This is a genomic window from Microbacterium testaceum (genome assembly GCF_020781835.1).
In the GTDB taxonomy this organism is placed as follows: Bacteria; Actinomycetota; Actinomycetes; order Actinomycetales; family Microbacteriaceae; genus Microbacterium; species Microbacterium testaceum_H.
The window spans coordinates 126,220-136,457 of sequence record NZ_JAJGNJ010000003.1; the positions used below are offsets into that span (position 1 = coordinate 126,220).

Sequence of the window (10,238 nt, forward strand, 5' to 3'; positions counted from 1 at the left end):
GTCAGTTCCCCGCCGCCAGATCGTCGATCTGGGTCCTGGCATCGGTCAGGAAGGTCTCCACGTCGCCCTCGCCGAAGATGACGGCCTTCGAGTAGCCGTCGCGGAACGCCTGCCAGATCTCGACGGAGTTGGGGACGTTCGGCACCTCGACGGTGCGCGCGGCCTGATCGCCGAACTGCTCGTACGCGGGGTTCGCGGCGAAGTAATCGGCGTAGGTGGAGGTCAGATCGGTGCGCAACGGCATCTGCCCCGTCTCCTCGAGCCAGATGCCGTCCTGCTCCTGGCTCGTGGCGAACTTCAGGACGTCCCACGCGGTGCCCTTGTTCTCACAGGCGGTGAACAGGCCGATGTTCTTGGCGTCGCTGAAGGTCCAGGTCTCCTCGGCCGCGGTGCCCTGTTCGGTCGGCACCGGCACGGCGCCCCAGTTCACCTTGTCCTTGTACACCGACACGGCCCACGGCCCGACGATCGCCATCGCGGCCTGACCGTCGGCGAACGAGTCGCCCTGGTACGCCTCGTTCCCGGCCAGCTGCTCGGCGTAGATCGTGCGCCAGAAGTCGGCGACGGCCCGCCCGTCGGCATCGTCGAAGGTGGCCTGGCCGTCCTCGACGAGCTGCTTCCCACCGGTCTGCGCCGCGTAGAGCGGATAGAAGTCGAACCACGACTGGAAGAACTCGCTCGTGGGCGCCGGGTTGATCGCGTACGGCGCGACACCGGCTGTCTTGAGGGTGCGCGCCGTGGTGAGGAACTCGTCGTAGGTCGACAGCTGCGGGCTCTCGGGGTCGAGGCCCGCCCGGGCGAACAGGTCCTTGTTGTAGAAGATCATCACGGGGTTGCTCTTCCACGGAAGCTGGTAGAAGCCGCCGTCGTCCGAGCGGTACTGCTCGGCGAGGTCGCCGCTGCGCTCGGTGATGTATTCCTCGCCGTCCGGGAAGTCCGAGAGGTTCACGAGTCCGCCCTGGCGCTCGAAGCCCGGAACGGCCGCGGGCGAGGTGTTGAAGACGAGGCACGGCGCGTTGCCGGCGGTGATCGCGGCGCCGATGACCTCCTCGCTCGAGGAGCCGGCGGGGATCTCCTGCGCGGTGATCTGCTCGTCCGGGTGGTCGGCGTTCCACGCGTCGACCATCTGCTGCCCCCACGCGATCTCGGCGTCGTTGTTGGAGTACCAGATGGTGATCGGGCCGCGGGCGTCCATTCCGGCTGTTCCACCGCCGCCTCCGCTGCACGCGGAGAGGGCGAGGATGCCGGTGGCGGCTACTGCTGTGGCGAGAATGCGTCGTCGCATGTCTTCCTCCTTGTGGGGCGGGCGGGGGCCCGCGGGTGTCAGCTTCGGATCGGCGGCGCGGTCGAGTCGCGCACCCGGAGCACGGGGTCGGCGAGAGCCAGGCTCTCGGGCTCCGCGCCGGCGATGGCCCGCAGAAGAGCGCGCGCGGCGGCCGCGCCCCACCCGCGGGCGTCGGTGGAGACGCTCGTGAGCGCCGGGAACAGATGCCGGCCGAGCTCGGTGTCGTCGAAGCCCGTCAGCGAGAGGTCGCGGGGCACCGACAGGCCGCGACGCTGCGCCGTGCCGAGCCCCGCGACGGCCATGTTGTCGTTGGAGTACACGATCGCCGTGGGCGGGACGTCCGCATCGAGCAGAGCCGTGGTCGCCCGCGCACCGTCGGCGGCGGAGAAGTCGGTCTCGATGACACGGGCCCGGATGCCGCGCGCTCGGGCAGCGTCCTCGAACGCGGCCGCGCGGTGACGTCCGTGGAGCATCGCGGAGGGCCCTGCGACATGGGCGATGTCGGTGTGACCGAGGTCGGCGAGGTGGTCGACCGCGAGCCGGATCCCGGCGCCGTCGTCGACGGAGACCGATGTGAAGGGGCTGTCGACATCGGGGACGCCGAGCGTCACGGCGGCGAGGCCGAGGCCCGCGACGAGGTCGATGCGCGGGTCGTCGGCGCGCAGGTCGGAGAGGATCACGCCGTCGATACGGCGGTCCTTCGCGAGCCCGCGGTAGGTCTCCTCCTCTTGGCGACCGGGGGTCGCCGCCGCGAGCACCAGGACCTGACCGGAGACGGAGAACTCGTCCTCGACACCGGCGATGAACGACGGGAAGAACGGATCGGCGGCGATGACGTCGGGGCTGCGGCCGATGACGAGGCCGCACGCGAAAGCGCGGCCCACGCTGAGGGAGCGCGCCCGCAGGCTCGGGCTCCACCCCATCTCGGCGGCGACCGAGAGGATGCGATCGCGGGTGTCGGGCGCGACACCGGCCCGTCCGTTCAAGGCGAACGACACCAGGCCCTTGCTGACACCCGCGCGGCGCGCGACGTCGGCGATCGTGGGTCGCGTCTCGTTCGTCATGCGGCACCTCTTCGTGGCATCCGGCGATCTAAACCGGTTCAGTCATCGTAGCCTAAACCGGTTCAGTCCTCCGCGTCAACCCTCCGCGCCCCACATCCGCAGCCGCTCTCCCGTTGCCGCAACCCCTCCCCGATGTCGGCGGCCGTCGATAGCGTGAGCGGCATGAGCGAACGCGAATACGACCTCATCGTCATCGGCGCCGGCCCCGTGGGCGAGAACGTCGCCGACCGCGCGGTGCAGGCCGGCCTGACCGCCGTCATCGTCGAATCCGAGCTCGTCGGGGGCGAGTGCTCCTATTGGGCGTGCATGCCGTCCAAGGCGCTGCTGCGCAGCGGCGCGGCTCTCCGCGCCGCCCGGGCCGTCGACGGAGCGAAGCAGGCCGTCACGGGCGACCTCGACGTCGCCGCGGTCCTCCGCCGCCGAGACTCCATGACCAGCAACTGGAACGACTCCGGGCAGGTCGAGTGGCTGCAGGGCGCCGGCATCGAACTGGTGCGCGGACACGGCCGCCTCACCGGCGAGAAGACGGTGCGCGTCACCGCCGAGGACGGCACCACGACCGATCTCGTCGCCCGCCACGCGGTCGCGGTGTGCACGGGCTCCGCGGCATTGCTCCCCGACATCCCGGGTCTGGCCGACATCGAGCCGTGGACCAGCCGCGAGGCGACCGCGGTGCAGAGCATCCCGGGGTCGCTCGCGATCCTCGGTGGCGGCGTCGTGGGCGCCGAGATGGCGACGGCGTTCGCGAGCCTCGGCTCCGAGGTCACGATCATCGCCCGGTCGGGTCTGCTCGGAGGCATCGAGCCGTTCGCGGGCGAGATCGTGGCCGACTCCCTGCGCGAGCGGGGCGTGACGGTCAAGACGGGCGTGGATGCCACGGCCGCCCGCCGCGACGACGACGGGAGCCGAGTGCTCGAGCTGTCCGACGGCACGACCGTCACCGCCGACGAAGTGCTGGTCGCCACGGGCCGCGTACCGCGCACCACCGATCTCGGGCTCGCGACCATCGGACTCGAGGAGGGTTCCTGGCTCGACGTCGACGACACGCTGCGCGTGCACGGCTTCGACTGGCTGTACGCCGTCGGCGACGTCAATCACCGAGCCCTGCTCACGCACCAGGGCAAGTACCAGGCGCGTGCCGCCGGTGACGTGATCGCCGCCCGCGCGAAGGGCGACGAGGTCGACGACGCCCCCTGGGGCGCCCACGTGGCCACCGCCGACCACGACGCGGTCCCCCAGGTCACTTTCACCGACCCGGAAGTGGCATCCGTCGGCCTCACCGCGACGAAGGCCGAGGAGAAGGGCCTCAGAGTGAAGGTGCTCGACTACGACCTCGCCCACGTCGCCGGCTCGAGCGAGCAGTCCGACGCGTATGTCGGGCGCGCCCGCGCCGTCGTCGACCTCGACCGGGGCGTGCTGGTGGGCGCGACGTTCGTCGGCCCCGACATCGCAGAACTGCTGCATTCCGCGACGATCGCCGTCGTCGGCGAGGTACCGCTGAAGCGGCTGTGGCACGCGGTGCCCTCGTACCCCACGGTCAGCGAGGTGTGGCTCAGACTGTTGGAGACGCTGGGCCGCGACTCGGCCTAGGGAGACGCCGTCGGATGCCGCGCGTCCGCCCGGGGAAAAACAGTCTCGGCCCGAGTTCACGGTGTCGTACGATTCATGCGGTGGATCGGACGTCCACCGCTACTCTCGGGGGTTGGCAAGGTGCCGTTTCGCAGCAAAGAAACGTTGCAGGTATGGCTCGACGAGTTCGCCGCGGATGAGGCGAACGGGAGCGGTGCCGCGTACGTGGCCGACCAGGAACCCGTCGACGGGCGCGACAGCGGCCTGGTGATCTTCCCTCTGCACAACGCCACTACCTCGGTCTACATCCAGCCGACCGAGGCCGGCGCCCCCGACTGGCGCGTCACGTTCGAGCCGCAGCCCGAAGCGACCGAACTCTCGCCCGACGCGCTCTACGACCTGTGCCGGGAGTTGGCGAACGCGGCCGCGCTGTGCGCGTTCCTCCAGGCGAAGTCGGTGGAGCACATGGCCCAGCTGAAGGCACGCGCAGGCGGGACCGACTAGGCGACCGAGGTCTCCGTCGAGGCCCCGGGGTCGACCTGTCGAGCCTCGTCCCGCGCCGCTTCGGTCGTGTGGGTCAGAAAGGCCGCGAGATCGGCCTCGACCTGCGGGTCGAGCCCCCCGATGATCCGCTCGCACGTGCGGTCGAAGCGGGCGAGCTGCGACCACGGCTCCTTCTCCAGATCAACCACCAGGTGGATGTGGTTGACCCGGCGATCGTCGGCATCGAATTCGCGACGCAGGATGCCGCGTCGCACGAGTCGTTCGACCATCGTGGTGACGCCGGCGGAGGTCACCCCGAGGTGGCCGGCCAGTGCGGAGGGCCGGATTCCGGGGTGGGTGCCGACGTAGGCGAGTGCCTTGGCGTCAAGTTCGTTGACGCCGAGCTGCTTCCTCGCCTGGGCCGCGGCCTTGTCGCGTTCCCGGATGTAGAGGGCGAGCGCCGCCATCAGAGGCGACGAATCACCCGATCCCTCCGTCATCGAACGGCTCCCTACCTTGCTCATACCCCGAAGCACTATACCTAACTCCCTAAAGTTCCGTACCTGACCATCGCGTTCAGTGACTGTCAATCATCATGACACTCAACTGAGTTTACTAACTGAGTTGATTACCTGCTATGTTGATGATCACCGGGGTTGACACCCCGACGAGCAGGACGGAAGGAAAGCCCCGATGGTTCGCAGTCTTCTCAGCCGGATGCACGCCGCCCCTGCACGGCGGTCCACGTTCGTCCCTCTGGCCGGGCGTACGGCCCTCCCCGCACTGCCGTCGCTCGTCGTCGCCGCGGCCATCACCGTCTCGCTCGGCGCCGCCGGCGTCGTCGTCCCTCTCGTCCTTTGAACCAGCCGCACACGCCAGGAGTCATCATGGGAAAGCTCTTCTACGGTTCCGACCCGCAGCCGATGGAAATCGACGACCGACTGCTTCAGTATCTCCAGGTCGTCTTCTCCACGAAGCTGCGTCGCAACGAGTCGTTCACTCTCACGTGGACGGATGCCGAAGCCTCGCACGCGCGCACCACACTGTGGATCCAGCCCTCGATCCCGCTGCGCTTCCTTTACTCGCGGCCAGAGACCGAGCGCCTCTCCGGCGCGTACCTCCGCCAGCTCGCGGACCAGGCGGCGATGTCGTCCGGCCTGATCCTGAATGCCTCGACGTGGCAGCACAACGAGGGTGCGCAGCGCGCACCGCTGGCCGCCGCCGCCTGAACCACCCCCGGTAACCGCACCCCGGTCTCGTGCTCGAGACCGGGGTGCGGTCTTTTGCGGGTCCTCCCCCGCACGAGTGCGCCCGCTCGCCCCTCCTCCGCGTAGATTTACGCGCATGACCCGTTCGATCGGTCTGCTCCGCGGTGTCGGCGGTCCCACGGCGTTGAAGATGCCCGCCCTGCGCGAGGTGCTGGCATCCGCGGGCCTCGGCCAGGTCACCACACTCCACGTGGCGGGGAACATCGTCCTCGACGACGGCGGGCGCTCGCCCGACGAGATCGCGCGGACGATCCGGGATGCCGTGCGCGTAGCGTTCGGCTTCGACCTGCCCGTGCTCGTGCGTTCGCACGCCGAGCTCGCCGACGCCCACGCGCGCAACCCCTTCGCCGACGCATCGGAGGGGCGATGGGTGCAGACGGTGTTCCTCGACACCACCCCCGCGCGGCCGCTGGAGGTGGCCGCCGGCATCCCGGAGCAGGCCGTGCTCGACGGCCGCGAGGTGTTCGTCCGCTACCCGGAGGGCATCGGGGGCTCGAAGCTGCAGGCCGCGTGGTTCGAGAAACGGCTGGGCGGGACCGGCACCGCGCGCAACGCCAACACGATCGCCAAGCTCATCGCACTGAGCGCCTGACGCCCCGTCCCCCGCGGTGAACGCTCACCGCACTGAGACAGCGCGCGGCGAGCAGATGCCGGTACAGGACGCGTTCATCGCGGGGAGGGCCGGAGCAGCAGCGATCACGGGGGCGCACGGGCGCCCCCGGGGTCCGCGCCTCAGTGGAAGAAGTGGCGCTCGCCCGTGAAGAACATCGTCACGCCGGCCGCGCGGGCGGCGTCGATGACCTCGGCGTCGCGCACGGAGCCACCGGGCTGGATGATCGCCGAGATGCCGGCATCGATGAGCACCTGTGGTCCGTCGGCGAACGGGAAGAAGGCATCGGATGCCGCGATGGAGCCGGCGGCGCGGTCACCGGCGCGCTCGACGGCGAGGCGGCACGAGTCGACGCGGTTCACCTGGCCCATGCCGATGCCGACGGTCGCGGAGCCCTTCGCGAGCACGATCGCGTTCGACTTCACCGCGCGGCACGCCTTCCAGGCGAAGATGAGGTTCGTCATGTCCTCGTCGGCGGGACGCTCGCCCGAGACGAGCTCCCAGTTCTTCGCGACCGACTCGATGTCGTCGGGGAAGCGGTCGGCGTCCTGCAGCAGCAGGCCGCCCGAGACGAGGCGCACGTCCATCGGCTCCTGCCGCCAGTCGGCGGGGAGCTGCAGCACGCGCAGGTTCTTCTTGAGCTTGAACACCTCGAGGGCTTCGGGCTCGAAGTCGGGGGCGATGATGACCTCGGTGAAGATGTCGCGGAGGTTCTCGGCCATCTTCAGCGTCACGGTGCGGTTCGCGGCGATGACGCCGCCGAACGCCGAGACGGGGTCGCACTCGTGCGCCCGTAGGTGGGCCGAGGCGATCGGGTCGAGCGCGTTGGGGGCCGTGACTGCGATTCCGCACGGGTTGGCGTGCTTGATGATCGCCACCGCCGGCTTGACCATGTCGAACGCGGCGCGGAGGGCGGCGTCGGCGTCGACGTAATTGTTGTACGACATCTCCTTGCCCTGCAGCTGCCTCGCCTGGGCGATGCCGTGGCCGCCGACGCGCGTGTAGATCGCGGCGCGCTGGTGCGAGTTCTCGCCGTACCGCAGGGTCGACAGGCGCTCGGCCTGGATCGTCAGGTGCGCCGGCAGGTCGATGTCGTCGCCGATCGTGCCCTCGGCGAACCACGTCGAGACCGCCGTGTCGTACGCCGCGGTGTGCGAGAACGCCCGTGCGGCCAGCTCGCGCCGCTGCACCAGCGAGGTACCGCCGTCGCGCTGGAGGGCCTCGACGATCGCCGGGTACGACTCGGGCGAGACGACGATGGCGACGTTGGCGTGGTTCTTCGCGGAGGCGCGCACCATCGCGGGGCCGCCGATGTCGATCTGTTCCACCACGTCGTCGCCCTCGGCTCCGGATGCCACGGTCTCGACGAACGGGTACAGGTTCACCACGACGAGCTCGAACGGGAGGATGCCCAGTTCCTCCAGCTGCGCCTCGTGGCTGGCCAGGCGCAGGTCGGCGAGCAGCCCCGCGTGCACGCTGGGGTGAAGCGTCTTCACACGCCCGTCGAGCGACTCGGGGAAGCCGGTCACCGACGAGACATCGGTCACGTCGAACCCGGCGTCGCGGATCGTCGCGGCGGTGGAGCCGGTCGACACGATCTCGACGCCCGCGCCCGCGAGGGCCCGGGCGAACTCCAGCAGTCCGGTCTTGTCGCTCACCGACACCAGCGCGCGGCGGATCGGGACGACGTCACGGGGACGGTAGTCGGCGGGGTCGTGGCGGGGTCCGGCCATGGCTGCGGCTCCTGTGTCTCGTGTCGGGGTTCGGCGCGGGCGGATGATCGCCGCGGGGGTCAGGGAGTGCGGGATGCCGTGGCATCCAGGTCGAGGTCGCCCTCGGCGATGCGACGGACGACGTCGATGAGCAGACGTCGTTCGACGGGCTTGATGCGTTCGTGCAGGCTCGCTTCGTCGTCGCCGGGGAGGACGGCGATCCGCTCCTGCGCGAGGATCGGGCCGGTGTCGACGCCCGAGTCCACGACGATGACGCTCGCGCCGGTCTGGGTGACACCGGCGCGGAGAGCGTCGCGGACGCCGTGCGCTCCGGGGAATTCGGGCAGGTACGCCGGGTGGGTGTTGATGATGCGGGGCTCCCACTCGGCGACGAGGTCGGCGGGAAGCAGCCGCATGAGCCCGCTCAGCACGACCAGGTCGGGCTGCCAGACGCGCAGCTGCGCCCCCAGTTCGGCGCCCCACTCGGCCCGCGAGGCGAACGCATCGAAGGGGACGAGGAAGGTCGGGATGCCGAAGTGCTCGGCGTGGGCGAAGCCGTCGGCTTCGCGATCGGCACCGACCGCGATCACGCGCGCCGGGAAGTCCGGGGCGGCAGTCGCCTCGAGCAGGGCGCGGAGGTTGGAGCCGGCGCCGGAGATGAGGACGGCGACCGTGAGCACGGAGGTCAGTCTACGGGGCGCGCGTCGCGGGCACCGGTCGGGCCGGTCTCGGGCCCGTCACCCCACTCGCGCGGCACCGGTTCGATCTTCGACCAGGCCTCGCGGATGCGGGCCTGGACGTCGTCATCGGCGTCGACGGGACTCGCGTTCGTGGCGGTGGGGCGGTCCGCGAGCAGGGAGGGCCGATCGTCTCCGGTCTCTTTCTCGGAGTGGTCGACCAGCCACGGCGCGGGGGCGGCCGCGAGCAGGGCGTCGGACGGGCGCTCCCGGGCTGCGCGCGTGCTCTCGAATGCGCGGTCACCCGAGCCGGCCGCGATCCTGTCGCCCCGCGCCCCGCGCCGCGGAAGCGGCGCGAGCAGGAGGACCGCGAGCCCCACCAGCACCTCGAGCCCGAGCGCGAGGGCGAGGGGTCCGGGCTGCGGCCCGGTCTCGGCGAGTCTGCCCGGTCCGATGGAGCCGTGGGAGAAGACCGCCATGAGCGCTCCCACGCCGCCGGTGAGGGCCGCGACGGAGACCGCGACGGTCAACCGCGGGGCGACCGGCTCGTGGCCGTCGCGTTCCGGCGTCTGCGCGCGCAGGATCCATCCCGCGAGGGCCCCGACGGCGAGCGGCAACAGCGCCAGGAGAAGAAGCCACGACGTCGTCGACTCGGGCACGATGCCGAGGATCGGGATGCCGGGCACCGCGCCGACCTGCGTGCCCGCCGGTGTCACGGAGGTATCGGTGCCGAGTGCGAAGCCGGGGCCTGCGGCGAACGCCACCGCCCAGAGCACGAGCGTCGGAAGGTACACCAGCTGCCCGAGCGCGAGGACGGTGGCCCCGATCGCGTCGACGTTGCTGGCCTGGAACAGCGTGATGATCTGGGTGCCGCGAGCCAGCAGCCCCGCGACGACGATCACACCCCCCACCGCCACGAGGCCGAGGGTCGTGAGCGCCACGCCGCGCAGGACCAGGGCGGGCACGCCGGCCCAGGCCGACGGCATCCGGCCGAGCCAGGCGCGAAGGCGGTCGATGGGGCCGTCGTCACCGACCCGCCATGCTCCCGCGACGGCGCCGATCAGCGCGGGGACGGCGAAGATCAGGGCCGGGAACAGGATGGCCTGCCACGTCTCGAACGACACCAGCGGAGCCGACGATGTCATCGCGATCAGCGTGGCGATCCCGGCGAAGACGAGGGATCCGGAGATCCACCCGGTCAGCGCGGAGCCCGACTCGGCCGCGCGGACGCCCGAGCGGGCGGCGAACAACCCCGTGAAGGCGGCGAAGGCCAGCGGTGCGAGCGACAGCGTGAAGGTCGCGAGCGCCGGGTCGACGCCCGTCGCCGCGAGGTAGGCGTCGGGCAGCGTCACCGAGATCGGCACGAGATGACCCAGGTGCCACACCGCGGCGGCGGCGGGCCACAGCGCGGACCACTCGGCGTCGCCCAGGGCGACGACCCACATCAGCGCGAGCGGCGCGAGCACCACGGCGACGCCGACCGCGGCGGCCAGGAGCGCGTCGAGGGCGGCGAGGAGAGCGACGAGGAGACGATGCATGAGCAGACCGACCCTACCCGCGGCTGCCGACA

The 10,238-nt window shown here is 70.9% G+C and carries 11 protein-coding genes; 5 read left to right on the top strand and 6 right to left on the bottom strand.

Translation table 11 applies throughout. From position 1 onward, the window contains the following. Position 1 precedes the first annotated feature (1 nt). Together LL239_RS05430 and LL239_RS05435 are read right to left on the bottom strand one after the other, a co-directional pair. Complete coding sequence (locus tag LL239_RS05430) at positions 2 to 1,285, bottom strand: extracellular solute-binding protein (protein ID WP_228162439.1); 1,284 nt, start codon at positions 1,283 to 1,285, stop codon at positions 2 to 4. A 38-nt stretch (positions 1,286 to 1,323) separates the two neighbouring features. Then, entirely contained in the window at positions 1,324 to 2,349 is a 1,026-nt protein-coding gene (locus LL239_RS05435; protein WP_228162440.1) for a LacI family DNA-binding transcriptional regulator, read from the bottom strand. Positions 2,350 to 2,511: 162 nt separating this feature from the next. Here LL239_RS05435 and LL239_RS05440 point away from each other — a divergent pair, with 162 nt between their 5' ends. Next, positions 2,512 to 3,939 (top strand): dihydrolipoyl dehydrogenase family protein, encoded by a 1,428-nt coding sequence (locus tag LL239_RS05440; protein ID WP_228162441.1) that lies wholly within the window; start codon positions 2,512 to 2,514, stop codon positions 3,937 to 3,939. A 120-nt stretch (positions 3,940 to 4,059) separates the two neighbouring features. Beyond that, positions 4,060 to 4,422, top strand: a complete 363-nt coding sequence (locus LL239_RS05445) for a hypothetical protein (protein ID WP_228162442.1) — start codon at positions 4,060 to 4,062, stop codon at positions 4,420 to 4,422. Here the strand turns inward: LL239_RS05445 and LL239_RS05450 are convergent. Then, complete coding sequence (locus tag LL239_RS05450; RefSeq protein ID WP_228162443.1) at positions 4,419 to 4,901, bottom strand: MarR family winged helix-turn-helix transcriptional regulator; 483 nt, start codon at positions 4,899 to 4,901, stop codon at positions 4,419 to 4,421. The genes LL239_RS05445 and LL239_RS05450 overlap by 4 nt on opposite strands. Before the next feature lie 193 nt (positions 4,902 to 5,094). Here LL239_RS05450 and LL239_RS05455 point away from each other — a divergent pair, with 193 nt between their 5' ends. From LL239_RS05455 to LL239_RS05465, 3 genes are all read left to right on the top strand, one after another. Next, positions 5,095 to 5,262 carry a hypothetical protein gene (locus LL239_RS05455; protein WP_228162444.1) on the top strand — a complete coding sequence of 56 codons (168 nt, stop codon included), beginning with the start codon at positions 5,095 to 5,097 and terminating at the stop codon, positions 5,260 to 5,262. A gap of 26 nt (positions 5,263 to 5,288) precedes the next feature. Continuing rightward, entirely contained in the window at positions 5,289 to 5,630 is a 342-nt protein-coding gene (locus tag LL239_RS05460) for a DUF7882 family protein (protein WP_228162445.1), read from the top strand. Between the two features lie 115 nt (positions 5,631 to 5,745). Further along, a complete protein-coding gene (locus tag LL239_RS05465) occupies positions 5,746 to 6,261 on the top strand; it encodes a DUF1697 domain-containing protein (RefSeq protein ID WP_228162446.1) in 516 nt (171 codons plus the stop codon). Positions 6,262 to 6,401: 140 nt separating this feature from the next. Here LL239_RS05465 and purH read toward each other — a convergent pair whose 3' ends face one another. From purH to LL239_RS05480, 3 genes are read right to left on the bottom strand one after another with little or no spacing between them, the layout of a single operon-like run. Then, positions 6,402 to 8,012 carry a bifunctional phosphoribosylaminoimidazolecarboxamide formyltransferase/IMP cyclohydrolase gene (gene purH / locus LL239_RS05470; RefSeq protein WP_228162447.1) on the bottom strand — a complete coding sequence of 537 codons (1,611 nt, stop codon included), beginning with the start codon at positions 8,010 to 8,012 and terminating at the stop codon, positions 6,402 to 6,404. Between the two features lie 59 nt (positions 8,013 to 8,071). After that, the gene (gene purN / locus LL239_RS05475) at positions 8,072 to 8,671 is read right to left on the bottom strand and encodes a phosphoribosylglycinamide formyltransferase (protein ID WP_228162448.1); all 600 of its coding nucleotides are present in this window, start codon (positions 8,669 to 8,671) and stop codon (positions 8,072 to 8,074) included. 5 nt (positions 8,672 to 8,676) lie between these two features. After that, positions 8,677 to 10,206, bottom strand: coding sequence for a cell division protein PerM (locus tag LL239_RS05480; protein ID WP_228162449.1), 1,530 nt, complete (start codon positions 10,204 to 10,206; stop codon positions 8,677 to 8,679). Positions 10,207 to 10,238 lie beyond the last annotated feature (32 nt).

Coding starts and splice junctions, on each gene's coding strand:
- LL239_RS05450 (WP_228162443.1), bottom strand. CDS start 4,901: ATGACGGAGGGATCGGGTGATTCGTCGCCTCTGATGGCGGCGCTCGCC.
- LL239_RS05440 (WP_228162441.1), top strand. CDS start 2,512: ATGAGCGAACGCGAATACGACCTCATCGTCATCGGCGCCGGCCCCGTG.
- LL239_RS05465 (WP_228162446.1), top strand. CDS start 5,746: ATGACCCGTTCGATCGGTCTGCTCCGCGGTGTCGGCGGTCCCACGGCG.
- LL239_RS05435 (WP_228162440.1), bottom strand. CDS start 2,349: ATGACGAACGAGACGCGACCCACGATCGCCGACGTCGCGCGCCGCGCG.
- LL239_RS05430 (WP_228162439.1), bottom strand. CDS start 1,285: ATGCGACGACGCATTCTCGCCACAGCAGTAGCCGCCACCGGCATCCTC.
- LL239_RS05455 (WP_228162444.1), top strand. CDS start 5,095: ATGGTTCGCAGTCTTCTCAGCCGGATGCACGCCGCCCCTGCACGGCGG.
- LL239_RS05460 (WP_228162445.1), top strand. CDS start 5,289: ATGGGAAAGCTCTTCTACGGTTCCGACCCGCAGCCGATGGAAATCGAC.
- purH (WP_228162447.1), bottom strand. CDS start 8,012: ATGGCCGGACCCCGCCACGACCCCGCCGACTACCGTCCCCGTGACGTC.
- LL239_RS05480 (WP_228162449.1), bottom strand. CDS start 10,206: ATGCATCGTCTCCTCGTCGCTCTCCTCGCCGCCCTCGACGCGCTCCTG.